General features: G+C 45.3%; 24 protein-coding genes. 20 read left to right on the forward strand and 4 right to left on the reverse strand.

From position 1 onward, the window contains the following. Positions 1 to 18: 18 nt before the first annotated feature. The 11 genes from QNH36_RS01500 to QNH36_RS01550 all read left to right on the forward strand — a co-directional run bounded on the left by QNH36_RS01500 (position 19) and on the right by QNH36_RS01550 (position 9,897). Positions 19 to 387, forward strand: a complete 369-nt coding sequence (locus QNH36_RS01500; RefSeq protein WP_144481299.1) for a hydrogenase maturation nickel metallochaperone HypA/HybF — start codon at positions 19 to 21, stop codon at positions 385 to 387. Then, complete coding sequence (gene hypB, locus QNH36_RS01505; RefSeq protein ID WP_144481323.1) at positions 377 to 1,036, forward strand: hydrogenase nickel incorporation protein HypB; 660 nt, start codon at positions 377 to 379, stop codon at positions 1,034 to 1,036. The genes QNH36_RS01500 and hypB overlap by 11 nt, the downstream gene beginning before the upstream one ends. Then, positions 1,021 to 3,357 (forward strand): carbamoyltransferase HypF, encoded by a 2,337-nt coding sequence (gene hypF, locus QNH36_RS01510; protein WP_283904503.1) that lies wholly within the window; start codon positions 1,021 to 1,023, stop codon positions 3,355 to 3,357. The genes hypB and hypF overlap by 16 nt, the downstream gene beginning before the upstream one ends. Then, on the forward strand, positions 3,320 to 3,553 hold the full coding sequence (locus tag QNH36_RS01515; RefSeq protein WP_144481301.1) for a HypC/HybG/HupF family hydrogenase formation chaperone: 234 nt from the start codon (positions 3,320 to 3,322) through the stop codon (positions 3,551 to 3,553). The genes hypF and QNH36_RS01515 overlap by 38 nt, the downstream gene beginning before the upstream one ends. After that, positions 3,528 to 4,634: a hydrogenase formation protein HypD gene (hypD, locus tag QNH36_RS01520; protein WP_144481302.1), complete on the forward strand. Its 1,107-nt coding sequence runs from the start codon at positions 3,528 to 3,530 to the stop codon at positions 4,632 to 4,634. The genes QNH36_RS01515 and hypD overlap by 26 nt, the downstream gene beginning before the upstream one ends. A 2-nt stretch (positions 4,635 to 4,636) precedes the next feature. Further along, positions 4,637 to 5,641, forward strand: a complete 1,005-nt coding sequence (gene hypE, locus QNH36_RS01525) for a hydrogenase expression/formation protein HypE (RefSeq protein ID WP_283904504.1) — start codon at positions 4,637 to 4,639, stop codon at positions 5,639 to 5,641. Positions 5,642 to 5,697: 56 nt separating this feature from the next. Continuing rightward, complete coding sequence (locus QNH36_RS01530) at positions 5,698 to 6,219, forward strand: cytochrome b5 domain-containing protein (protein ID WP_144481304.1); 522 nt, start codon at positions 5,698 to 5,700, stop codon at positions 6,217 to 6,219. Beyond that, the gene (locus QNH36_RS01535; protein WP_283904505.1) at positions 6,216 to 7,121 is read left to right on the forward strand and encodes a hydrogenase small subunit; all 906 of its coding nucleotides are present in this window, start codon (positions 6,216 to 6,218) and stop codon (positions 7,119 to 7,121) included. The genes QNH36_RS01530 and QNH36_RS01535 overlap by 4 nt, the downstream gene beginning before the upstream one ends. Next, positions 7,114 to 8,520, forward strand: a complete 1,407-nt coding sequence (locus tag QNH36_RS01540) for a nickel-dependent hydrogenase large subunit (RefSeq protein ID WP_283904506.1) — start codon at positions 7,114 to 7,116, stop codon at positions 8,518 to 8,520. Before QNH36_RS01535 ends, QNH36_RS01540 begins: the two co-directional genes overlap by 8 nt. Beyond that, entirely contained in the window at positions 8,520 to 8,975 is a 456-nt protein-coding gene (locus QNH36_RS01545) for a hydrogenase maturation protease (RefSeq protein ID WP_144481307.1), read from the forward strand. Before QNH36_RS01540 ends, QNH36_RS01545 begins: the two co-directional genes overlap by 1 nt. Before the next feature lie 220 nt (positions 8,976 to 9,195). Then, positions 9,196 to 9,897, forward strand: coding sequence for an SH3 domain-containing protein (locus tag QNH36_RS01550; protein WP_251544857.1), 702 nt, complete (start codon positions 9,196 to 9,198; stop codon positions 9,895 to 9,897). Positions 9,898 to 10,198: 301 nt separating this feature from the next. Here QNH36_RS01550 and QNH36_RS01555 read toward each other — a convergent pair whose 3' ends face one another. From QNH36_RS01555 to QNH36_RS01570, 4 genes are all read right to left on the reverse strand, one after another. Then, a complete protein-coding gene (locus QNH36_RS01555; RefSeq protein WP_144481309.1) occupies positions 10,199 to 10,723 on the reverse strand; it encodes an ECF transporter S component in 525 nt (174 codons plus the stop codon). Positions 10,724 to 11,163: 440 nt separating this feature from the next. Next, positions 11,164 to 11,760, reverse strand: coding sequence for a hypothetical protein (locus QNH36_RS01560; RefSeq protein ID WP_283904507.1), 597 nt, complete (start codon positions 11,758 to 11,760; stop codon positions 11,164 to 11,166). Between the two features lie 99 nt (positions 11,761 to 11,859). After that, on the reverse strand, positions 11,860 to 12,210 hold the full coding sequence (locus QNH36_RS01565) for a hypothetical protein (RefSeq protein WP_144481311.1): 351 nt from the start codon (positions 12,208 to 12,210) through the stop codon (positions 11,860 to 11,862). 38 nt (positions 12,211 to 12,248) lie between these two features. After that, positions 12,249 to 12,695 (reverse strand): hypothetical protein, encoded by a 447-nt coding sequence (locus QNH36_RS01570; RefSeq protein WP_251544855.1) that lies wholly within the window; start codon positions 12,693 to 12,695, stop codon positions 12,249 to 12,251. Positions 12,696 to 13,176: 481 nt separating this feature from the next. Here QNH36_RS01570 and QNH36_RS01575 point away from each other — a divergent pair, with 481 nt between their 5' ends. The 9 genes from QNH36_RS01575 to QNH36_RS01615 all read left to right on the forward strand — a co-directional run bounded on the left by QNH36_RS01575 (position 13,177) and on the right by QNH36_RS01615 (position 23,551). After that, a complete protein-coding gene (locus tag QNH36_RS01575; protein WP_283904508.1) occupies positions 13,177 to 14,256 on the forward strand; it encodes a bifunctional metallophosphatase/5'-nucleotidase in 1,080 nt (359 codons plus the stop codon). A 7-nt stretch (positions 14,257 to 14,263) separates the two neighbouring features. After that, the gene (locus QNH36_RS01580; RefSeq protein WP_283904509.1) at positions 14,264 to 15,004 is read left to right on the forward strand and encodes a 5'-nucleotidase; all 741 of its coding nucleotides are present in this window, start codon (positions 14,264 to 14,266) and stop codon (positions 15,002 to 15,004) included. 34 nt (positions 15,005 to 15,038) lie between these two features. Then, the gene (locus QNH36_RS01585) at positions 15,039 to 15,515 is read left to right on the forward strand and encodes a DsrE family protein (protein WP_144481313.1); all 477 of its coding nucleotides are present in this window, start codon (positions 15,039 to 15,041) and stop codon (positions 15,513 to 15,515) included. Between the two features lie 252 nt (positions 15,516 to 15,767). Continuing rightward, positions 15,768 to 16,763, forward strand: a complete 996-nt coding sequence (locus QNH36_RS01590) for an ABC transporter substrate-binding protein (protein ID WP_144481314.1) — start codon at positions 15,768 to 15,770, stop codon at positions 16,761 to 16,763. A 174-nt stretch (positions 16,764 to 16,937) separates the two neighbouring features. Next, a complete protein-coding gene (locus QNH36_RS01595; protein WP_283904510.1) occupies positions 16,938 to 18,374 on the forward strand; it encodes an esterase/lipase family protein in 1,437 nt (478 codons plus the stop codon). Between the two features lie 192 nt (positions 18,375 to 18,566). Continuing rightward, positions 18,567 to 18,941: a hypothetical protein gene (locus QNH36_RS01600; protein ID WP_144481325.1), complete on the forward strand. Its 375-nt coding sequence runs from the start codon at positions 18,567 to 18,569 to the stop codon at positions 18,939 to 18,941. A gap of 215 nt (positions 18,942 to 19,156) precedes the next feature. Continuing rightward, complete coding sequence (locus QNH36_RS01605; protein ID WP_251544851.1) at positions 19,157 to 20,110, forward strand: AAA family ATPase; 954 nt, start codon at positions 19,157 to 19,159, stop codon at positions 20,108 to 20,110. Position 20,111: 1 nt separating this feature from the next. Further along, positions 20,112 to 21,329 (forward strand): DUF58 domain-containing protein, encoded by a 1,218-nt coding sequence (locus QNH36_RS01610; protein WP_251544850.1) that lies wholly within the window; start codon positions 20,112 to 20,114, stop codon positions 21,327 to 21,329. Then, entirely contained in the window at positions 21,326 to 23,551 is a 2,226-nt protein-coding gene (locus QNH36_RS01615; protein WP_283904511.1) for a transglutaminaseTgpA domain-containing protein, read from the forward strand. The genes QNH36_RS01610 and QNH36_RS01615 overlap by 4 nt, the downstream gene beginning before the upstream one ends. The last annotated feature ends 2 nt before the right edge of the window (positions 23,552 to 23,553 follow it).

The following is a 23,553-nucleotide window of genomic DNA, read 5'->3' on the forward strand; positions in this document are numbered from 1 at the left end:
ATCTTGGGTGGTGTTAGGATGCATGAAATGTCACTTATGTCAGAAATCATTGAAATCGTTTCAGAGGACGCTGCTGCAAGAGGTTTTAAAAAGCTGGATCAGATTGATGTCATAGTGGGGGATTTATCCAATGTCCTGCCCGATGCCCTTGAGCTGGCGTTTCTCTTTTTTCAGAGACAGGAAGGCAGTTTGATTGACGAAGATAGCAGGCTGCATATTATTCGGGAAGAAGCAAAAGCCTGGTGCCCGGAATGCCGGTGTAATTTTCAGCCTGATTACAGGATTGCGCTTTGTCCGGAGTGTGGCATTCCCGGCAGCCTGCTGGTGAGCGGTGAAACGTTCAGGGTTGAATCTTATGAAGGAAGGGATGAAGGCGATGAAAATTGAGCTTGGCGCAGATGTGTTAAAGGATAACAATCTAGCTGCCGTTTATAATAGAAAACTATTTAAAGATCACAAAACACTTGTCATCAATCTCATGAGTTCACCTGGTGCCGGTAAAACGACCCTGCTGGAAGAAACAATCAAGTCATTGCGCCACGATTTTACTGTGGCCGTAATTGAAGGAGATCTGGCCACGGACCGTGATGCGGAGCGCTTGCGGTCTTTAGGGGTAAAAACAATTCAGATTAACACAGTGGGAGGCTGCCATCTTGATGCGAGGATGATTGCCAAAACACTTCCGGAATTTGACCTGGAAGACATTGATATTCTCTTCATCGAAAATATAGGGAACCTGGTTTGTCCTTCAGGCTATGATTTAGGACAAGATTATAAAGTCGTCGTATTAAGCGTACCGGAAGGCAATGATAAAATCCCGAAGTATCCTGTGATGTTCAGGCGTACGGATCTGACGATTATCAATAAGGTCGATCTCCTTCCATATGTCTCATTCAGTGTTGAGGAAGCTGAAAGAGACTTAGAGACTATTAATCCTGCGGCAGAGCTGATGGTTTTGTCCGCGAAGACTGGTGAAGGTCTTGAAGGCTGGGTCAACTGGATCAAGGAAGCGTACAGGCAATGTACGGAGCAGTGAGCATCAGGGTGACGGGAAGGGTGCAGGGAGTTGGGTTTCGGCCATTCGTTTATTCCCTTGCGAAAAAATTTCAATTGACGGGAACCGTCCAGAATAATCTTGACCATGTCATGTTGATTCTGGAAGGAAACGAAGATGAGCTAGAAAAAGCCGTAGCAGAACTAAAAAATTCGCCGCCACCTCTGGCAAAGATCGATAGAATTACCGCAACTCCAATTCCCCCTGTCTATTTTCAAGAATTTACGATTATTCCAAGCAAAAAAATTGATTCCTATTCCTTACCATGGATTTCTGCGGATGCGGCGATTTGCGAGGATTGCTTGCAAGAAATGAAAGATCCAACCGATCGGCGATATCAATATCCATTCATCAACTGCACACAATGCGGCCCGCGCTACACGATCATCCAGGTCCTGCCTTATGATCGTCCCAATACAACAATGAGTGAATTTACGATGTGTGAGCAATGTCAGGAAGAATATGATGATCGGTTGAACCGGCGGCATCATGCCCAGCCTATATGCTGTTCTGCTTGTGGGCCTGACATACGACTTTTTCATCAAAGCGGGGAATTGGCAGCACAGGATGAGGAGGCACTTTTTGAGACAGGTGAACTTTTAAGAAGCGGCCATATTGTTGGGATAAAGGGAATCGGCGGTTATCATCTCGCATGTGATGCCCATCAAGAGAGGGCAATAGCTGAAATAAGAAAAAGAAAGAACCGTCCCCGCCGGCCTCTGGCGATTATGGCAAGGGATTTGGAAGTTGTTAAAAAGCATTGTCATCTTTCGAAAGAAGAAGAGGAAATGCTCACCAGTACAGTCATGCCTATCGTGGTGTTGCGGAAAAGAAAGGAAAGCACCCTTCCGGAAGTGCTGTCACCAGGATTGTCCACGATTGGAATCATGCTGCCGTATACTCCCTTGCATCACAGGATATTTGAAACAAGCGGACTCGAAAGTATGGTCATGACCAGTGCCAACCCTTCAGGACTGCCGATTCCTTACAGAGAAGAAACTATCGACGGCTATTTATATGATTTTCTATTAACCCACAACCGGGACATTCACCTTCCGATTGATGATTCTGTCGTACAGTTTGACGGTGAGCATATGCTCTTTCACAGGAGGGCACGAGGATTTGTGCCGGACCCTTTTCACACTCAATCAGAAGTTGATGGAATTCTTGCTTTTGGCGGAAATCAAAAAAATACCTTTGCGCTTGGGAAGGAAAAGGACATCGTGGTCAGTTCCTATATTGGCGATTTGGACAACGAAGAAATGATTCGTTTTTTTAAGGACCAGATCTATCACTATCAAAAATGGCTGGATGTTGAAGTGAAGCATATAGCAATTGATCAGCATCCACTGTACGCATCAACGGAACTGGCAAAAGAATATGATTGCAACATCATACCCATTCAGCATCACCATGCCCATCATGTTTCCTGTATGGAGGATAACGGCATCGAGGAACCTTGTTTCGGGATCATCCTTGATGGAACCGGCTATGGCGATGACGGGAATATCTGGGGATTTGAGTTTCTCTACGGCGATGCCGATTCCTTTGAACGTCTTGGCCATCTGGAATATACCCCGCTTCCAGGCGGGGAGAAAGCCGTGAAAGAAACATGGAGAAATGCAGTCGGAATGCTCTATCAATACTGGCAAGAAGACGGAATAGAGATAGCAATGAAGCTATTCCCTGACAAAGCCAATGAAATCAACATTCTAAAAAAGATGATCTTGAATCAAATTCACACCCCGATGGCAGGTACTTGCGGAAGAATATTTGATGCAGTCAGTGCGATTCTGGGAACTTGTTTAACTTCCTCATATGAAGGGGAAGCGGCAATCAGATTATCAGATTACATGATGAAAGAGATGGACCATCCAGCTGACACTTATCCATTCCATCTAAAAACAAACCAGGCAAATCAACTTCAACTAGACCTTTCCCCAATGCTCTCTCAAATCATCCAGGATCAATCCAACAGCGTCAGTACGGCCAAAATCATTCACACTTTTCATTCAACTATTGTTTCCTGCTGTGAGGAGATGATTGAAAGATTAGCAGAAAGAAACCCGCACCTGAACAGGACGGTCATGTTGTCAGGGGGCTCATTCCAGAATTTATTTTTAACGAAAGAAATAAAAGCGAGGCTGGAGGCAAAAGGGTTTGCCGTTAAGACGCATAAAAACGTTCCCTGTCATGATGGCGGCTTATCATTAGGGCAAATCATCATAGCTTCTCATGCTATTAAAAGTAAGGTGGTGGATCAATGTGTGCCTGGGAGTACCCGCAAAGGTGATGGAGATTGAGGAGCAGAAAGCTCTGGTGGATGTGATGGGGTCAAGGATGCATGTCGGGATCCTGTTTGTCCCAGAAGTAAAAAAAGGAGACTATGTATTGCTTCATGCCGGACAGGCGATGACCGTAGTAGACGAGACCTTTGCACGCGAAAGCATCGAGGAATGGAGGAATATTATAAATGGAAAGTTTGGAGACGCTCTCTGATCCAGCTCTGGCCCGTCAGTCACTGGAGGCCGTGATTGAACTGGCTGGAGAGTTTAAAAAGAAATTTGGAAGAGTGCCAGTATTGATGGAAGTATGCGGCTCACATACAATGGCTTTTGCCAAATCGGGGTTAAAAACCAGGTTGAAGGATCATGTCAGGCTGATTGCCGGTCCCGGATGTCCGGTGTGTGTGACAGACCAGAAATCAATTGATGCAATGATTCAATTGGCTGAAGGTTCCAACAGGATCCTGTGTACGTTTGGCGATATGATGCGCGTGCCTGGTTCCCGGGTGAGCCTGATGAAGTCAAAAACGGACGGCAAGGATATCCGGGTGATCTATTCACCATTGGACAGTGTGAAGATCGCCGAGGAAAATCCCAATAAGGAAGTCATTCTCCTCGGGATTGGCTTTGAGACTACGATCCCTATTTTGACTCTTGCCATTTGCGAAGCAGAAAGAAAAGAGTTGAAGAATTATAGTGTATGGATGACAACGAAATTGGTGGAACCGGTTATGAGAGCTCTTCTGGATTCAGGAGAGGTCAAGCTGGATGGCTTTATTTTACCAGGACATGTTTCAGTCGTCTTAGGAAAAAAGAGCTTTGATTTTTTAGTGGAGGATTACCAGGTCTCTGGCGTAATAACCGGATTCGAACCCGTGCAGCTTTTAAGCGGCATCTATAAATTGCTGGAGCTCCTTCTCGAGAATAAGCAGGATGTATTAAATGACTATCCTTCTGTTGTAAAAGATGAGGGCAATCTTCACGCACAAAAATTGCTTAAGCAATATCTGCAGCTCCATGATGAAGATTGGCGTGGAATGGGCACGATTCCAGAAAGCGGTCTTGTCCTTAAGAACGAGTACGCACAATTTGATGCAAAAAAGCGGTATGAAGTATCTGTAGGAGAGCCGAGGAAAACAAAATGCCGCTGCGGTGAAATCATCAGGGGATTAATCAATCCCGAAAGCTGTGTTTTGTTTAATAAAGGGTGTACACCAGCGCATCCGATTGGGCCTTGTATGGTTTCAACGGAAGGCACTTGTGCGGCACATTATCAATATATGAGAGGGGAATAGACTTGGTCCAGAAAATTGGTTTAGCGCATGGGGAGGGCGGTGAACTTACCCACCTGCTGATTCAGGATGTGTTTGTTAAGTCATTTGGCCATGGAGTCCTGACGAAACTGGATTCCGCTATTCTGCCTGGGATGATCAATAATATGGCTGTGACGACCGATAGCTTTGTCGTGAATCCGATCTTTTTCCCTGGAGGCAATATTGGAAAGCTGGCGATAACAGGGACCGTAAATGATTTAGCTGTTTGCGGAGCAATCCCGCGGTTTATTACTGCAGGCTTCATTCTTGAAGAAGGGTTTCCGGTAAAGGACCTGAAGAAGATTGTCCAGAGTATGGCAGAAGAAGCGGAACGGGCGGGTGTCCATATTTTTGCCGGTGATACAAAGGTTGTCGAAAAGGGAAGTGCGGATGGTCTTTTCATCAATATAACCGGCATTGGGGAACTGCAGGAGATGCACCGTCCAAATCCGGAAGAAATGAAAAAAGGGGACGCGGTAATCGTAAGCGGTACAATAGGGGATCATGGCGTCTCAATTCTTGCCGCCCGAAATGAACTGGGACTGATGACAGATGTCACGAGTGATTGTTCATCATTGAATCATCTTATTCAAAAACTCATAGATGAAATACGAGGGGTTCGAATCATGCGGGATCCCACAAGGGGCGGACTGGCCACTACCCTTGTCGAGATATGTGAAGACTTTCAGGTGACGATCGAGCTTGAAGAAGGCTCGATTCCAATACGGAAGGATGTCCAGGGAGCATGTGATATTTTAGGATTCGATCCACTTTATTTAGCCAATGAGGGGAAAATTGTGCTGATAGTAGAATCGAGTTTGGCAGAGAATGCGATGAAAATAATGAAACAAAACGAATTCGGCAGGGATGCTGAAGTGATTGGCCAGGTATCATCGCTGGAGTCCGGTAAACTGTTGTTGAGGACTCCTTTTGGTACAACACGCAGGCTGCAGCGTCTCTCTGGCATGCTCCTGCCAAGAATATGTTAATTATTCCTGGGCTACCGCATAGGATAGGAGGAAAGCTGCCTTAAGGAGAGGAAGTTATGAACAACATCCAGTTAATCAGATTACAGCTGAATCACCTTATCACCCAGGCACGGCAAGACTTGTATTCACTTTCGAGAACGAGTGATTACTATAAAAACCAGCAAATTCTGCAGCGCATATGGGACTCGCTGTCTTCTATTCATTTTTTAAGTGAACTCCTTGCTAATCAGGCAAGTAAAAACTCTGGGCCAATACAGAATTCGATTCCGCAGCCTGCTACTACAAACCAGCCGCAAATACCGCCCATCACTCCCCTGCCAAATCCAAATAACACAACAAACAATCAACGATCTTTTACGATACAAGAGTTAGCAGCATTCGATGGCAAAAACGGAATGCCTGCTTATGTTGCAGTGAATGGCATCGTCTATGATGTGACGAACAATCGTGCCTGGGCGGCAGCGACCCATTTCGGTCTGGTTTCGGGAAGGGAATATTCCCGGGAATTTGCCTCCTGTCATGCCGGACAGCAATCCATCCTTGCGATGCTGCCAGTGGTGGGGAGGTTAATGCAATGAGCCAGTTTATTTTACCGCCAGAACCGTTAACGAATGAGGCGATTGCTGAGAGACTTACAAATACAGCTATCAAACAACTTGATCGGGGTTTGATCAAGAAAAGAAACTTAGTATACCTGGAATTGAACGGATGCTCAGGGAATATTATTTCGTTATTGAATGGGCAAAATCCTGATTTCGAATATGCGTTAAATTCAATGGTCGATTTGCGGTACAGCAACAGCCTTATGGCAGCTGAAGGAGAACAGGCAATTGCAAAACTGATGGAGGTAATGAATGATGATTTCATATTGGCTGTTGAGGGAGCAGTCGCTCTAAAAAATAACGGTCTTTACAATATTATCGGCAGCCGGCAAGGAAAGCCGCTTACGGGTCTTGAGGCTGCCCGGATGCTTGGAGACAAAGCGGAGAGCATCCTCGCTGTTGGTGCATGCGCGACACATGGCGGTGTTTCTGCTGCCAGGCCGAATCCATCTGAGTCAATGGGCCTGCAAACTGTTCTTCCAGAAAAGAAGATGATTAAACTGCCAGGGTGCCCTGTCCATCCAGACTGGTTTTTGGGAACACTTGCCCATATGCTCCTTTATGGAGAACCAGAAACGGATAATCTTGGCCGCCCGCTGATGTTTTACAGCACCCTCATCCATGATCGCTGCCCGAGGAGGCCGTTTTTTGACAGGGGGATATTTGCAGAGAAATTGGGAGATAAAACATGTCTTTTCAAGCTTGGATGCCGCGGGCCGGTGACAAGGATTGATTGCCCGACCAGGCAATGGAACGGACATGTGAACTGGCCGATAAGGGACGATACCCCATGCATCGGCTGTGCGCAATTTGGTTTTCCGGATGCGATGGCCCCGTTTATCAGCTATGACACGACAAGGGTGGTGAAGGATGAGTAAGCGAATTGTCATTAACCCACTAACACGGATCAGCGGCTTTATGGAAATTGATGTAACGGTAGAAAACAATCAGGTGGTCGAGGCAAAAACAAAAGGCAATTTATTCAGAGGGTTTGAGCAAATGCTGATCGGGAGAAGTCCATTTGATTCCGTTTATTTTACCCAGCGGATCTGCGGGATTTGCTCGGCTGCACATTCGATGGCTTCTTCTTTGGCGTTGGAGGATGCCCTGAAGATTGAGCCGATGGAACAGGGGAAGTACTTAAGGGATATCATTCATTGCTGTGAATTTCTGCAAAATCATATACGCCACTTTTATCAATATACAGTCCCCGATTTTGTGAAAATAGAACAAAATTCGCTGTTCCAAGCCGATCATGATGACTTCCGGCTGCCAACTGAAATCAATGACCGGATATCCAAGCATTACTTTGAGTCTCTCACAATCAGCAGGCTTGGCCACCAGATGCTCGCGGTCCTCGGAGGAAAAGCCCCACATAACCATGGGGTTTTCATTGGCGGGATCACGACCCAGGCAACCGCAGAAAAGGTGGTCCACCTGGATTCGATTTTACAGAAGATATCTGCGTTCATTGATGAAAAAATGATTCCGGATGTATATGATATCGCCCGATATTATCAAGAATACTACCAGTTGGGCAGCGGATACGGGAATTTGCTGTCATATGGCTCTTTTAATAGCTATAAAGAGCTCGGGACTTTATATGTTGATCCACTTGTATTGACTGGGGAAGGTATGCAGGCTTTTGACGAAAGTAAGATCCTGGAGAAAATTGATTACTCTTACTTTACATCAACAGAACAAACGTATTCACCTGGTGAAGTCGTCCCGGAACCTGATATGGATAAGAAGAATGCGTATTCCTGGGTAAAAGCGCCAAGATATAACGGGCTTCCATTTGAGGTGGGGCCGCTGGCAAGACTGATACTAAGCGGGAATTATGATAATGACATCTCCGCTATGGACCGGACCATTGCCAGGGCGCTTGAAACGAAAAAAATCGCTGAGATCATGAAGTTATTGCTCCAGCAGATCATCCCGGGAGTGGATGTGCAGAAAAAATATGAACTTCCAGAATCAGCTTCTGGAAGGGGATTGGTCGATACAACAAGAGGAGCCCTGGGACACTGGCTTAAGATAAAAGATAAGAAGATCTCATTCTATCAAATCATCACTCCTTCAACATGGGATTTTTCAACAAGGGATGATAATGGCTACAGAGGGACCGCTGAACAAGCGCTGATCGGGACACCCATCCAGAATCCGGATAAGCCTGCCGAAATCGGAAGAATCCTGCGTTCTTTCGATCCATGCATGTCCTGTGCGACTCATGTATACACTCCGGGAAAACAAGTGAAAACAATAAAGGTGTTCTAATGGAGAAGGTCATCGTTTTAGGCATTGGGAATATGCTGATGATGGATGATGGGATCGGTATTTACTTGGTAGAGGAGCTATCCAGGACGAATTGTGACCCGGATGTTTTGTTTTTGATTGGTGAATCGGATATTGATTATTGCCTGGAGCAAATAATGGGCGCTCCAATAGTGATTATTATTGATGCTGCCGTTTCAGGGAAGACACCAGGCAGTCTTACGGTTTATGAGCTTGCTGATTTGCATGAACACTGCGAGTTGGCTTTTTCCCCGCATGATTTCCACCTGTTTAATCTATTATATGGGCAAAAAGAATCCATCAGGGGATACCTCTTGGGCGTGGAGCCTGATGAAATCAGGTTTCATATCGGATTAAGCAAAACCTTACAAGATCAATGGGAAAGAATATTGGAGGATGTAACACAAACTATAGACGAATTGATAGGAAAGAATTGAGTGTATCAGGGTGTGACCAGTTGTATATCGCTTAAAAGCCCGGCTTCAACTTCTGTTGAGCCGGGCTTTCGACATTATTCGCCATGGATAGGGTGAAAATTACTTACTAACCGATATGGCAGACAGCGGTATTTCTGATAGAATATAAATATAGACGATATGACTATTGCAATTACGGTTAAAACCTAGCATATTGGTAAATAGGAGGTGCATGTGCGATATGCGACACGATATACAAGCGAATGAACAGGCATTCTCAACGAAGGAAGTGGCAGAGGAGATTGGGATTGCGACGCCTACTGTCCGAAAGTATGGCCAGATTTTGGAGAGAAATGGTTACGAGTTTTTGAAAGATGGTGACCGCCGGATCTTCGTGCAATCCGATATCCAAGCACTTGTAGCGTTACGCGATACGGACAAGCCGCTGGATGAAACAGCCAAGGACCTTGTGGCACAGCAAAGAGAGAAGCTGGAAGGAGCGGGCGGTACAGAAATCGCTCTTAACGATACATACGAAAATCTGCCTCAGGACCCGAATCAGTTAAAAGAGGTTTTACTTTTTGTTGTCAATGAATTGGCAGCGGCGCGTGAAATGAATGTGCAGCTGAAAAACGATATGGCCCAGCTGAAAACGAATGTCTCACAGCTTCAGCAGGATCATCATGTGATCAGTTCGAGTATTGGGAATTCAGCCCAAAGAACCAATGCGAAAATCGAGAGGATCCTGGAACAGCAAAATGCCCAATACGAAGACTTGTTGGAACAGGAAAGGGAGCGAAGTGAACTCCTGCAAAAAGAGCTGCAGAAAATGCGCGAGGAACAAAAGAATGAGTGGAATTCTCAAATTGATTTTAACAAACGTTTAGAAGAGGAAATCCGGAACAGAAAATGGAGCTGGCTATTTTCGTTGTTCAAGAAATAAATTAGCGGTATTTATAAGTATAAGAGAATGCTATTAAACACAAGCGCATATTGCCAGCCGATATAAAGCAATGTACAAAAAGCATTGGGACTGGTGTCTGTCTGTATATCGCCAGACGATACGCTATGGCAAATAAAGTCGAAAATGTTTGATCCACTTTCAAAATTCAACAATTTCCCGAGAAATATCTACAAATTTTTAAAGTGGTATCGACAAAATCAGCATCATACCATGACCTTATACATAATAGAAATCCCCTATGAAATCATAGGGGATTTCTTTATTACTCTGATCTTACTGATTAGAACAACTTCTTGATTCGTCCTGCAAGAGGAATCACAATCAATCCTGCGAGTACCACCTGCATGATGTTGCCCGGGATGGAGCCGAATGGCTGGATCCAGTTGCCGTAAAGGACGACTTCTGCAAAATAGTAACCAACAATCTTGATCAGCATCGCGACGATCACTGCGAGCGAATAAACAACTACCTTTTTGCCTGGCATTTTTTCAGCCATCAAGCCTGCCAGATAACCCATCAAACCAACGATGATGAATGTGAATGGAGCCCATACAGCCCAGCCGGAGATCAAGTCGAACAATCCCATTCCGAAAGCTCCTGCAATTGCTCCTGTTTTTCTGCCGAAAACAAACGCGGCGATGAATAGAGGAACGTTACCAAGGTGGATCAAACCGCCATTTCCCATGATTGGAAGCTTGATGTTGATAAACATGGTTGCTACCACGGTCAACGCGATAAAAAGAGCATTAATCACAAGAGTCTTTGTTTTAGACATGCTTGTAGATGTAGAGTATGCTGCATTCATATAATTACCTCTTTCCTTATGATGTCCTTTTCGCAAGATGCCCTTCTATACGAAAATATTATTTTAATTACTATCATACTCCTTATTGGGAAGTTAATAAATACTTAAAAATATACACACATACCGAATATTTGAAAATTTAAAGTAAGCTTTTGTTTTGATTTAGAAGATTTATTTCGCTTTTATGACTCATTGAACGTACACATGACGGGCACCATAACTTTAATTCGGAAAAACGTATAAATCGGTCAAAGGATGTTTTAAAACAACGCATATATACGAATTTTGCCATTCAAGAGATGTATGTTTTTTTGAAAAAGATATGTATCTTAAGAAATCCAGATTACAAACAAAAAAGCACCCAATGGATGCTCTTGAATATGAATGGAGCGGGATGGAAGAAAAACAAAATGCCGCAGAGTGATAATGACTCTATAATCTCAACAAGTTGGAGCATCAGCATCTTTTTCGGAAGATTTACTATGGTCCTGAGAAATTTGACTATCAACCGGATCATCAGATGAGTTGCTGTTTTCCTCGGAAAGAGAGCTGTCAGTCGCATTATCAATGGCACTGCTGTCATTTTGCGCGAGTGCACTATCCGTAGGAGCATTTGCTGAACTGCTCCCGCCCTGTGCAATGCTGCTGTTAGTAGGGTCATCTGCAGCGTTACTGTGATCCTGAGCAACAGCGCTATTAACCGGGTCATCGACTGCGTTACTGTGTTTTACAGCAACCGCAGAATGGTCTACATGGCCGATGGAGATTTGTTCAGGGTTTTGATGCTGGCTTAAATTAAGATGGAGATTGAGCTGAAGAGGATAGTTCTGTAAGATGTTCTGCAGCTTGCTGTTAAAATCCCGACCTGAATGCGTTTCTATGAGAGTCGAAAGGTTCTTGTTGATTTCCTTCTTCAGTCTTGGCTCCAGATATTCAGCCATCATCTTTTTGAATTCTTTCCTGATTTTCTTCGTTAATTCACCAGACAGCTCCTCCAGGATTTCTTTCTTCATTTGTTCCTTAGTCCATTTATCCATAAAATTCACCTCTTTTTCTAATACTTCTCAGCGGCTGGAAATGACACAATCGATCCCCACTGCACATGGGCTGTGGGGGATCGATTGTTATTTCTTATTTTAAAAAACTTCCGTGGACTTGCTGTCGTCGAGGGCGACAGAGCTGTCGAAAGGATTGTCGGATGCATTGCTGTCGTCTTGAGCAAGAGCACTATCGAGAGTATTATCCGCAGAATTGCTCTTACCCTGTGCAACTGAAGAATCAACAGGATTTTCAGCTGCATTGCTCTTTCCTTGAGCAACAGAACTGCTTACCGGGTTATCTGAAGCATTACTGAACCTTTGAGCAACGGCACTTGTATCGGGGTTGTCGGATGCGCTGCTGCCTTTTAATGCAACGGCTCCATTTTCAATGTAGCCAATAGCAAATTGCTTGCAGCTTTGGGACTTGTTTTTTTCATCTTTGTACATCTAAATTCACTCCTTTTTTTTACTAGTAATGAACCATTTTAAAAAATCTCTTTGGCCTTGCTGTCATCCAGTGCAACAGCGCTGTCGAATGGATCGTCAGAAGCGTTGCTGTCATCCTGAGCCAGGGCACTGTTATCAGTGTCGTTTGCAGAGCTGCTCTTATCCTGGGAAACAGAACTATTCGTTCCGTCATCCAATGAATTGCTTTGGCCCTGTGCAACAGCACTGTCATCTGGATTGCCAGAAGCATTACTGTAATCCTGTGCAACGGCACTATTGGTTGGGTTATCTGATGCATTACTGTCATCGATGGCAATGGCCCCATTAGTGATGTAGCCAATCGCGATCTGCTCTGGTTCCTGCTCCTGCTTATACCACTTTTTATCCTCTTTCTTGTCGCATTTGTCTTTCTTTTTGGATTTTTTGCGGTCTTTTTCGGGATAATCCCACTGTGGCATTGGATACTTCTTGTACTCTCTATACATTTCATTCACTCCTTTTTACTAGATTCCTTAGCATTATATTTTCGTTTCTTTTTTTTGAATGGACAAACAAACTAATTGGTTTTTAAAAATGTAAAATGTACGTTTGTATCAGTAAAGCCCCGATTTTCATTTGCTGCCAGATAATAGCAGGCAGGCCGTTTAGTTTTGGAGTAAAGTCAGCAAGTTTTTCGCAGGAATAACTTACAATTACAAACTGATATTCATGTTAATAACTATTCTGGATAAATATAACTATTTTCAGGAATGTAATGACCACCAAAACATTGATAAATAAAGCCTTTTTTATAAAATTAATGATAACTGAATTATTAGGTAAAAAGACTGAATATTAAGAATCGTCGTTGACTTTATTAAATACCGCTGATAGTATCCTGAACTGACAAGCAAGTTGAAAGGGGAATTGAGATGGCGACTTGAAGATTGCTTGATATATTTAAATTTTTGAGGGGGAAATACAAAGTTGAAGACTTCCATTTATCGTAAAGTGGCTGCAAGTATTATAACAGTCGCTTTTTTAACCACTGGGTATACAGCTTATGCAAACCTGACCGAATTAAAAGAGAATAGACATGCAAATCCTTTGGAGGGGGAAGAGCATATTCAACAGTCGGGCTGGGATGAAAGCGCTGACAAATCGGTGACACTTATGCAGCTTGGAGACCTTCATGGGCATCTTATACCCAGGAAAAACCTTAATACCGAAAACTTTGAAGGGACTGTGGGCGGGCTTGCCCGAATTGCAACGGTAATCAAGGAAATTAGAAAAGAATCTTCCCAAAACCTGTTGTTTAACATAGGGGACACACTCCATGGCGGAGCAGAGGCACTTTATACTGAGGGCAAGGCAATGACAGATATTTTAGATAAATGGCGGATTGATGGGTATGCTTCTGGAAACTGGGATTTTCTTTATGGAACCGAACGCTATCTTGATCTTTTCGAGAATGGGCGCTGGGGAGCTGTCGCGGCAAATCTATATTACGAGGGCGAGCCATACGCCGACAAGGCTGGTGAGCGGGTCCTTCCGCCTTACCGGGTAATCAAGCGGGCTGGTCTTAGTGTGGGAATTGTAGGTTTTACAAGTGAACGCGGACCAACTGTTGGAACAAGCACGACAAAAGGTTTCCGGTTTACTGGGGAAGGTGAAGAATTGCCTGAAATGATTCATGAATTGCGTGAAAAAGAAAAGGTAGACTTAATCATCATGATTTCTGAGCTCGGTCTGGCCAAGAATCTTCAGCTGGCAAACCGCTATCCTGGGGTAGACGTTCTTCTGTCAGCGGATATGCATGAAGAGACTCCTAGGCTGATTGAGACAAAGTCAGGCACCCTTGTTTCCGAGGTGAGCCATGATGGAATAGCTGTCGGGCAGCTTGATCTCCAGGTAGGAGAAGAGGGCATTACAGGCTGGCGCTATGAATTACATAAAATCGACGAAAGCATAAAAGAGGATGAAGGCACTTCAAAACTAGTCGAAAAGGAACGAGCCATGTTTGTGAAAGGCAAAGGGTTTCACTCACACGAAAAATCCAATAAATAAGACAATTTTGTATAAACCTATTGATACAGTTATTGGTGAGGCAAAAAAACCTCTCTATCGAGGGAATTTTTCTGATCATGAAATGCCGGGTGTAGTGGAGGGTTCTTCTCATAACTTCCTGGCAGATGTGTTCCGGAAAGAAGCTGGAGCCGACATTGGCACAATCCGGGGTTTTCGTTATGGGACCCACGTTGCAACTGGCGATATCCGTCTGGAGGATATTTATCACTTTATCCCGGTGGCCCCTTTCATTGCGAAGGGAACGATAACAGGGAGCCAGCTTCACGACCAGATAGAGAGGAGCCTGAACGGCTCACTAAATCCGGATCCATTCAAATGGACAGGAGGATGGGTCCAGGCATACAGCGGTGTTCGTTATGAACTTGATCCATATGCTCCTGCCTTCGGTAAAGCAAGTAATATTGAGATATTTGATCAAAAGAAAAGAATCTGGCAGCCTCTTGATATGGACAAACAGTACACTGTTGCCGGGTATTGGTATCCAGGCCGGCCGGATGACATTGGAACTGGACTTAAGATCAATGATAATGCTCAGACAGTAAATGGTCCTGACGGCAATCCGCTGGACGCGACCGAAGTAGTGGCAAGATACTTATCTAAAAATCAGGCGGATCCTGAATTGGGGCGAGTTAAGCTACTTCATAAGCTGCCTGAACCAGCCTTTGGAAATAGGGAAATCCAGCCACTGAATGGAGTGCCTGAAAGAGTCGGTACAATTCAAAACTAAGATTCATACCCATTACTAGATAGGAGAGATCAACATGCGAGAGAAGATAGTCTTTATTGTAATGACAGCATTGCTTTTAACTACAGGCCTTTCCTGGGCTGCAGCCAAAACAGACGGAGAAACGGGACGGCCAAGTACGACGCCGCAGGGACATTATCAGGTTGTCTGGCAGGTCTCTGATCCTGCTGGAACAAATGAAAGCACTTGGGCTGGAGTTTTGAACAATATTGAAAATTCACTTTCTGAAATCGGTGAGGACAAAATGGAGATTGAAGTGGTAGCTTTCGGAGCAGGCATCCATATGCTTAGCAAGGAAAAAAGTTCTCCAGAGCTTCAAGAGCGTATCCGGAAACTTCAAGAACGAGGCGTGGTATTTGCAGCCTGCGCAAACTCAATGGCGAAAAACGGCTATGTTATGGAAGATATGGTCGAGGGAGCAATCCAAGTGCCATCAGGAGCAGCAGAAGTGATTCGCAAACAGCGACAGGGCTGGATTTATATGCAGTCTTGATCATTAATAACTTTTTATATTAGGAGGACTCTCATCAATGAGGGTCCTTTTAGTTAAGTGAATTTGTATTGCTTCCGAAAATTATTGCTTATATAATAATAAAGTTTAAATTTACTATTGTCTGACATTTTAGCACGTGTTAATATCAGAATATTAAAAATAATAAGAAAAACATTCCTAAGGAGGATTGGCAGCTTTTTCATTCACCAAGAAGATACATAACTATTTTTATGAATTTGGGGAGGATGAAGGATGAAAAAGAGTTTGGCTGTTTTATTGAGTGGTGCGATGCTGATGCTTGCCGCGTGCGGCGGGGGTGGTAACCAGGCGAGCGGAGAGAAGAAGGAAAAGACGGTGAAAATCGGGATTACCCAGATTGTGGAGCACCCTTCTCTTGATGCTGCGAGGGAAGGATTTATCGCTGCCCTTAAGGATGCCGGTTATGAAGAAGGCAAGAACCTGGAGATCGATTACCAGAATGCCCAGGGTGACATGAATAACAATGCGTCGATTGCCCAAAAGTTTGTTTCAGATAAAAGTGACCTGATTTTAGCGATTGCGACACCGAGTGCCCAGGCAGCAGTCCAGGCGACGAAGGAAATCCCGATTCTGTTCACTGCGATCACGGATCCTGTCGGCGCTGAACTCGTCCAGTCAATGGAGAAGCCGGGCGGAAATGCGACTGGAACCTCTGACACACATCCTGATGCCATCAAGAATACCATTGCTGCCATCAAAAAGTTCGTCCCGGGAGCGAAGAAGGTCGGAATTATTTACAACAATGGTGAACCCAATTCGGTGGTGAATGTTAAAAACGCTAAGGAAGCTTTGGAGGCTGAAGGACTGGAAGCCGTTGAATCGACGATTTCGACAAGTTCTGAAGTGAAGCAGGCAGCCGAGTCGATGGTTGGACGTGTAGATGTCCTGTATATTCCAAAGGATAATACCGTCGTTGCGGCGCTTGAGTCGGTAATCACTGTTGCGAATGATAAAGATATTCCTATGTTCGCGGGGGAAGGTGATTCAGTGAAACGGGGAGCATTCGCATCCTATGGGCTGGATTATCATGACCTTGGCTATACCACTGGAAAAATGGCAGTGGAGATCCTTGAAGGCAAAAAGCCGGCTGACATCCCGGTTGGTTACCCTGAAAAGCTTGAGCTGGTCGTTAATAAAAAGGCAGCTGAAGAAGAAGGAATCACGCTGACAGATGAGTTGCTGAAGGACGCAAAAGTTGTAGGAGAATAATAGTCTGAGAGCCTGCCGGGTTGGCGGGTTCTTCTTGTTCAAGAAGTGAGATAATACTATCTTCCCAATCAAAATGAAGCAAAGTACCCTTCTAATCCAACATGCTTTTTAATATTTTTAAATGATGTGTGTAAAAAGGAGGAGGGGTAAAGTTTGAGAAGGAGCAAAAGGATTATGTCATTATTAATGGTTTTATTGTTGATGGTTCCTGTTGCCGCTAAAGCAGGTGATCTGGGCGGGGGTTCCTCCGGGGTTCCAGGCACATGGTATCTGGGGGCAGATCCTTCCTGGATTGATCCGGCTAAATCGCCGATCGTCTTCATTCATGGATATAACAGTTCGGCCTCCGTGTGGTGGGACGGCAATGATATGTATGAGACTGCACTGGCCAATGGCTATCAGACAGCATTTATCGATTTATACCCCGAAAAGGACATGTGGGAAAATGGAGCGATGCTGGCCGGAAAGCTAAAGCAAATTTATGAGCATTTCGGCAATAAGAAGCTGGTCGTGGTCGGCCACAGTAAAGGCGGGGTTGACACACAGACTGCGCTCGTCCACTATGGCGCCCACCAGTATGTTTCAAATGTCATCACCCTCTCCGCGCCGCATCATGGCACCCAGCTGTCAGACCTGGCTCACAGCAGTTCTGCCTGGTGGCTTGCGGCATTGCTTGGAAGCAATAATGATGCTACACGGTCACTGCAGACTGGAAATATGAGTTATTTCCACAGCATTACCGATAATCACGCGAATGCAGCCAAGAACCGTTATTACACACTGGGCGGCTATAAATGGGGCTCTTTTGGCAGTGCATTGTACTGGGGTGGGCTTTATTTAAGCAGTTATGGCTCGAATGATGGTGTTGTGACAGTCTCCAGCTCCCGCTTGCCAGGCGGAACCATCGTCCGGGAAGGAGCCTGGAACCATACAACAGTCCGGGAAGGCTCATATACATTTTCAGTATTCAAACCATATACAATGTCAGCACAGCCAGCCGCTGCCGGTACATTTTCACCAGAAGAAGCAGTGGCGGAGCCTGATACAACCCAGATTGTCCGAGGCGGGAAATCGGAAAAAGCCATCAATGACCGCTTCATCATTGAGGAAGGGGCAGAGCGTTTCCAGATGGCTTTTCTGAGTGAAAAAAAGCTGCCATCACTCAAGCTGAAAGGTCCTGATGGCAAAGAATACAGCGTGATGAAAATCGAGCAGGACAGCAGTGATTTCTTCAAAGGAGCATGGGTCCACCTGTTTGAAGTCGATCGGCCAAAGGCTGGGATGTGGAAGGTAAACGGGCCGGGCGCTGCCTACTTGATGGTAGTTGGTATCAATAGCCCGCTTAGTATTGAATTGAAAAAAGACCAAAGCCAGAAGATGAAAGCTTCTTATAAAACAAACTGGATCAAATTTGACCATGACAATGAAAAGAAACTCAAAGAAGCAGGTAAAGGTGTTAAAGCAGGCAAAATCGCCGATGGGGATTTTGACCAGCCTGGCGTTTACAACCTGACAACAGAAGTCACCGGAGTTGACAGTAAAGGGAAACCATTCGAACGGACGATCGTTGAATCGATCTATGTTGACGAAAATGGAAAGATTCACAGATAAACAAAGGGGGCGGCTGGCATGGGCCAGCTGTTTCTTATTTACAGGAATGAAATTCTTTTAATAGCCTGTTCTGCCTACTGCCATTATCTATGCTGTGTCTTAATGACTAATTTTCACATAAATGATGGAGTGGCGGAGTTGCCGTCCGATATAGAAGATAAGCAGAGTTTTTAACATCAGGAGGAGAAAGTGATGCACGTTTTGGATTTGATTGCCAGGATCAACAATCGTGTCGAGGAATTGGATTTTGCTGCTGCGAGATTGTATATGGAAGAGAACATTGAAATCCTTAATGAGAACCGCAGCCATTTAAAGTCGAATGCCAGAGAGTTGCTTGAATTTTTGACAAAACGCATGGAAGCCGGCCAACAGCCGCTAACCAGGAAGGACATGGCAGTCATTAATGCTGTGAACAACTATGCATCCAAATTTGACTTGCGAGGTTTGAAGGTAGTCATCAAGGATCACTCGCTGCTGTTTTTGCGGAGCGATATCGAATCGTATTTGAACACAGACGCGAGGATCATTCTCGAGGGCATGGGTGCGATTCCAAAGGCTGCAAGCTAAATAGATAAATAGATGAAATGTTGACGGCCTCTCAATTGAAGGCCGTTTTCTCTTTTTATGAAACTTTCTTTTACGAATTCACGTCTATCGCAAAGCAGAAATATTTTCATAACAGCAATTACAGGATTTTGACAGAAAAATAGAGAATATAGACTTATTGGAAATAAAAATAAAACGTATTTTCGTAGATAAATAGATATAAGGGGGAAATTTCAATGAGGGACCAGATGAATCCAACGGTTGATCGAATTCTGGGTAATATCGATAAGGTGATGACAGGCAAGCGGAACGTGGCGGAGTTAAGCCTTATTGCGCTGCTCGCTGGAGGACATGTGCTGCTTGAGGACGTGCCGGGTGTCGGCAAGACGATGATGGTCCGCGCGCTGGCGAAGTCTGTCAGTGCCAAGTTCAGAAGGATCCAGTTCACTCCTGACCTGCTGCCTTCAGATGTGACAGGCGTTTCGATTTATAATCCAAAAGAAATGGAATTTGAGTTCAGGCCGGGACCAATCATGGGCAACATCATCCTGGCTGATGAAATCAACAGGACGTCTCCGAAAACTCAATCAGCTCTGCTTGAAGGAATGGAAGAGCATAGCGTTACGGTCGATGGCGTAACGCATATTCTCGACAAGCCGTTTTTTGTCATGGCGACACAGAACCCGATTGATTATGAGGGAACGTATCCGCTGCCTGAAGCCCAGTTGGACCGTTTCCTCCTGAAAATGAAAATGGGCTACCCGGCGCTTGATGAGGAAATGGAAGTGCTTGACAGGGCGCAGCGCAATCTTCCAATCGAGGATTTGCAGCCGGTGGTCTCGCTTGAAGATTTACGCGACCTGCAGCAGAGCATAAAAGAAGTCATCGTCGACGAAACGCTCAAGCGATATATTGTAGAACTGGCAAGCCGGACACGCGGCCATTCAAGTGTCTATCTTGGTGTAAGCCCACGTGGATCGATTGCCTTGATGAAGGCGGCCCAGGCGTACGCTTTCATATACGGAAGGGATTATGTCATTCCGGATGATGTCCAGTATCTGGCACCCTATGTCTTCGCCCACAGGATCATTTTGAAATCAGAGGCAAGGTTTGAAGGGGTCACCGCTGAGGATGTCGTCAACAGGGTGATGGCGAGAGTGCCTGTGCCGATCCAAAGGCTCGTGAAATAGTATGAAACTATATTTTCAAAAGTTCAAAGAAATATGGAAGCTGATCGTTTTGCTGTTCTTGATTCTGCTTACTTTTTCGTATGCGATGTTCCAGGGCGGTTTTGTCAGCTGGTTCCTTTTTTACAGCTTCGTGCCATTCGGGCTGTATGCACTGAGTCTTGCTTTATATTCTTTAAAAGAAATAAAGGCGGAGAGAGTATACACAAAACAGGAGTACAACGCTGGCGAAAAGTTCAGGGCGAGCATCGTCCTTGAAAGAAATATCCCATTCCCGCTGTTTTACGCAATCGCCGAAGAACAGGCAGGAGAGACGCTTGCCGGGAACCGGGATCTGCAACAGGCGAATACCATGGTATTCCCGGGATTCAATCGGGTATTCAGCTTCGACTACTCGATCGAGAACCTGCCCCGGGGCGAACATGTCCTGACAGGTATCAAGCTGAAGACGGGAGATTTGCTCGGCTTGATTGAAAAAGAAAAAATCCTGCCGGCTGAAAACCGGATTCTTGTCTATCCTGCTTATCAGGATTTGGTTTACCGCCCGGTCGCACACCATTTTGACCAGGGCATGACTGCCTCGAAGGAGCGTGTCCAGCGAGATACATCGATGGCCATTGGTGTTCGTGAGTACCAGCCGGGGGATCGGTTTTCCTGGATCAACTGGAAAGCGACAGCAAGGCGAAATGATATCATGACAAAGGAATTCGAACAAAGGCAATCACATGATGTGACACTTTTGATGGACTGTGCGCCGGACCCGCGATTTGAAGTGATCGTTTCGTTTACCGCTTCCGTCCTCAGGGCGATTTTGCGCAAAGGGGCCCAGGTCGGACTGCTGACATCGAGCAATGAGCGTGTGGCTTTTCCTGCCCGCGGCGGGGAGAGCCAGCAGCAGCAGCTTCTCTACCATCTTGCCAAAATCCAGGATGGCAGTCCGGTCCCATTCGACCGAGTTCTGGAAGCAGAAACCTTCCTAGCGCAGCAGAACAATTCAATCATGCTGGTTACCGCCCAACTCACGAAAGAGTTGATTGAAAAAGCGGCGTTCTACAATCAAAGAAACGGAGCGGTCAGTATTTTCCTGATTAAAAATAGCCAGGAATCACCGTCAAAAACAGAAATAAACTTAAGGTCATCGGCAAATGCAAGGGGAATCCGGCTTGTCATGGTACATGACGGCCAGTTCCCGGAAGCCTTCTCGGAGGTGAATAAGGGATGACAATCGCTAAGCCGAAAAAAGATGCAGCCTTCTTCTTGCTGTATATCTTCAGCTTTTTGCTTTTATGGGAATGGCTGAGGCCATTAAAGGAACTGACTGATACAGGCCATTTGAGTGTCTTCCTTGGCTTTGTATTTGTCTCGCTGATGATGTCGTACTTCAACATGCCGGTGATTCCGGGAGCACTCGTGAAAATCATCATCATCTTATACTCAGTCCACTTCATGTATTATGAAGGAACATTTTTCAGTTTGAAATGGTTCACCGAGCTTTTCACCGAGGCGATGTCGAATGCCATTTATATAGTGAATGCGGACTGGACAGAGATTTCTAATGTGTTTCGGACATTGTTATTCTTTACTCTGCTCTGGCTGATGGCTTATCTGATTCAATATTGGCTGATCAACCGAAAACAGATTTTTGTGTTTTTCTTCATGACGCTAGTTTACATTACGGTTCTTGACACGTTCACTCCATATGAAGCAGATGCGGCGATTGTCCGGACAGTCATTGCCGGTTTTGCCGTGCTGGGAATGCTGTCGTACCACAGGATTGCTGACAAGGAAGCAGTGAAGAAGAACCTCAACAGCGTGAAAAAATGGATGGTGCCTTTGGTGGCCATGATTGTTTTAAGTGTGGGGATTGGCTATGCTGCTCCTAAAGCTAACCCGATCTGGCCGGACCCTGTCCCATTCATTACCTCCTATAACCAGGATTCCGGGGAAGGCAGCGGCGGGGTTAAGAAGGTTGGCTATGGAACAGATGATTCGTCTCTTGGCGGACCATTCATCGGTGACGACCGGGTTGTTTTTACCTCCGAAGCAGATGGACGGCATTACTGGAGGATTGAAACGAAAGATGTCTATACGGGAAAAGGATGGATCACAGAAAAATCCGAAGCGGCAACACCGGTTGAATTTTTACCAGAACAGGCAATTCCGATGCAGCCTTTCGATGCAGGTGTGAAAAGAGAAGAGCGTAACAGCAGGGTCATTCCGAAAATCGGGTACCCACACCTTGTCTATCCGCTCGGGGTAAAACAAGTGAAGGCTTCTGCAGGTTACTCGTCATTGCAGTTCATGCTCGATCCCGAGACAGAGAAAATTACTTCCCTTCCTGAGGGACAATCAGGGTCATTCGGCCCGTACTCACTCACATTCGATTATCCTGTCTACAGTGTCGACAAGCTCAAGGCGGCTGGGAAAGAGGATATTGCAGGAGAGGAGAATGCGGCTTTCCTGGCAAAATACACACAGGTGCCAGAAGGGCTTCCAGAGCGGGTTGTGAACCTGGCTGAGGAAATTACGAAGGATAAACAGACGTGGCTTGAAAAAGCCCAGGCAATTGAAAAATACTTCCGTTCGAACGAATTTGTCTACGATCAAACGGATGTTGCTGTCCCGGCTGATGACCAGGACTATGTCGATCAGTTCCTGTTCGATACACAGCGGGGCTATTGCGACAATTTTTCCACATCGATGGTTGTCATGATGCGTTCTGTTGGCATTCCAGCCCGCTGGGTAAAAGGCTATACCGAAGGGGATTATATCGATACTCTTGATAGCGGCCGCCGGCTTTACGAGGTCACAAATAATAACGCCCACTCCTGGGTGGAGGGATATTTTCCCGGTGTCGGCTGGGTTCCATTCGAACCGACTCAAGGATTTTCAAATAATGTCCAGTTCGAATACAACAACGACAACAACACTGAATCCACTACAGAGGAAAAGGATGAAAACGTAACGGCACCAGAGGCGCCAAAGAAGCCGGAACTGCCGGAAGAACAGGCACAGGTTGGCAAGCCTGAGGTTTCCTTTTCAGAAGGTCTGAAAAATGCCGGTGCGTTCCTGAAGGATAATTTCTGGAAAATTCTGCTGACAATGCTGGTTCTTGCTATGTTCGTTGCGATCATGTACAGGCTTCGCGGGAAATGGCTTCCGGCACTGTATATCCTTCTCTATAAGTATAAAAAGCAAAACAAGTACCTGGAGAAAGCCTATATTGCCCTGTTGAAGCAGCTTGGACGATACGGGCTTAGGCGGGAGGATGGCCAGACATTGCGTGATTACGCCTATTATGTGGATTCATTTTTCTCGACAAGCGATATGAGAAGACTCACCTCCAAGTATGAAGAATATCTCTATCGCGGCGAATTGAATGAAGAGATGTGGCAAGACGTGAAAAAGCACTGGGAAAACATGATTCGGAAATCTGGGGCTTGACC

The organism is Mesobacillus sp. AQ2 (assembly GCF_030122805.1).
Lineage (GTDB): Bacteria > Bacillota > Bacilli > Bacillales > Cytobacillaceae > Mesobacillus > Mesobacillus oceanisediminis_A.

What these genes read in the sequence shown, in the direction of transcription:
- QNH36_RS01500 (WP_144481299.1), top strand. Translation starts at nt 19, where the DNA reads ATGCATGAAATGTCACTTATGTCAGAAATCATTGAAATCGTTTCAGAG.
- hypB (WP_144481323.1), top strand. Translation starts at nt 377, where the DNA reads ATGAAAATTGAGCTTGGCGCAGATGTGTTAAAGGATAACAATCTAGCT.
- hypF (WP_283904503.1), top strand. Translation starts at nt 1,021, where the DNA reads ATGTACGGAGCAGTGAGCATCAGGGTGACGGGAAGGGTGCAGGGAGTT.
- hypD (WP_144481302.1), top strand. Translation starts at nt 3,528, where the DNA reads ATGGAAAGTTTGGAGACGCTCTCTGATCCAGCTCTGGCCCGTCAGTCA.
- QNH36_RS01530 (WP_144481304.1), top strand. Translation starts at nt 5,698, where the DNA reads ATGAACAACATCCAGTTAATCAGATTACAGCTGAATCACCTTATCACC.
- QNH36_RS01535 (WP_283904505.1), top strand. Translation starts at nt 6,216, where the DNA reads ATGAGCCAGTTTATTTTACCGCCAGAACCGTTAACGAATGAGGCGATT.
- QNH36_RS01540 (WP_283904506.1), top strand. Translation starts at nt 7,114, where the DNA reads ATGAGTAAGCGAATTGTCATTAACCCACTAACACGGATCAGCGGCTTT.
- QNH36_RS01545 (WP_144481307.1), top strand. Translation starts at nt 8,520, where the DNA reads ATGGAGAAGGTCATCGTTTTAGGCATTGGGAATATGCTGATGATGGAT.
- QNH36_RS01550 (WP_251544857.1), top strand. Translation starts at nt 9,196, where the DNA reads ATGCGACACGATATACAAGCGAATGAACAGGCATTCTCAACGAAGGAA.
- QNH36_RS01555 (WP_144481309.1), bottom strand. Translation starts at nt 10,723, where the DNA reads ATGAATGCAGCATACTCTACATCTACAAGCATGTCTAAAACAAAGACT.
- QNH36_RS01560 (WP_283904507.1), bottom strand. Translation starts at nt 11,760, where the DNA reads ATGGATAAATGGACTAAGGAACAAATGAAGAAAGAAATCCTGGAGGAG.
- QNH36_RS01565 (WP_144481311.1), bottom strand. Translation starts at nt 12,210, where the DNA reads ATGTACAAAGATGAAAAAAACAAGTCCCAAAGCTGCAAGCAATTTGCT.
- QNH36_RS01570 (WP_251544855.1), bottom strand. Translation starts at nt 12,695, where the DNA reads ATGTATAGAGAGTACAAGAAGTATCCAATGCCACAGTGGGATTATCCC.
- QNH36_RS01585 (WP_144481313.1), top strand. Translation starts at nt 15,039, where the DNA reads ATGCGAGAGAAGATAGTCTTTATTGTAATGACAGCATTGCTTTTAACT.
- QNH36_RS01590 (WP_144481314.1), top strand. Translation starts at nt 15,768, where the DNA reads ATGAAAAAGAGTTTGGCTGTTTTATTGAGTGGTGCGATGCTGATGCTT.
- QNH36_RS01595 (WP_283904510.1), top strand. Translation starts at nt 16,938, where the DNA reads ATGTCATTATTAATGGTTTTATTGTTGATGGTTCCTGTTGCCGCTAAA.
- QNH36_RS01600 (WP_144481325.1), top strand. Translation starts at nt 18,567, where the DNA reads ATGCACGTTTTGGATTTGATTGCCAGGATCAACAATCGTGTCGAGGAA.
- QNH36_RS01605 (WP_251544851.1), top strand. Translation starts at nt 19,157, where the DNA reads ATGAGGGACCAGATGAATCCAACGGTTGATCGAATTCTGGGTAATATC.
- QNH36_RS01610 (WP_251544850.1), top strand. Translation starts at nt 20,112, where the DNA reads ATGAAACTATATTTTCAAAAGTTCAAAGAAATATGGAAGCTGATCGTT.
- QNH36_RS01615 (WP_283904511.1), top strand. Translation starts at nt 21,326, where the DNA reads ATGACAATCGCTAAGCCGAAAAAAGATGCAGCCTTCTTCTTGCTGTAT.